This is a genomic window from Curtobacterium sp. ISL-83, assembly GCF_018613895.1.
Lineage (GTDB): Bacteria > Actinomycetota > Actinomycetes > Actinomycetales > Microbacteriaceae > Curtobacterium.
Window position 1 is genome coordinate 5625 of the sequence record NZ_JAGGPH010000019.1, and the last position, 310, is coordinate 5934.

Here is a 310-nt window from a genome sequence, read left to right on the forward strand (position 1 = left end):
GCGTCTTCGGGAGACGCCGCCAAGACTTCGAGACGCCGCGGGATTCGGGACCGTCTCAGTCGGGAGGCGGTGTCTCGCGGAAACAGAGGCGTGTCAGTCCCGCCGCGCCAGGGCACGCAGCGCCAGGGCACCGCGACGTCAGGCCACCGTGAAGCTGACCGGGGACCGGAGGAACGTGGCGACGCGGTCGGCGGCGGCCTCGAGGGCACGGGTACCGCCAGCGTCGAGGGGCACGAACGGCCGCACGGTCACCTGGACGCCGCGGGTGCGCTCGGTTCGGGTCCAGGTCCCGACGACACGGCCACGGACG

1 protein-coding gene is annotated in these 310 nt (G+C 73.5%); it reads right to left on the reverse strand.

The genetic code is table 11. The features are described from left to right. Nucleotides 1–138: 138 nt before the first annotated feature. The coding region (locus J7E22_RS18455) for a DNA glycosylase AlkZ-like family protein (protein WP_214982904.1) at nt 139–310 on the reverse strand (172 nt) is incomplete at its 5' end.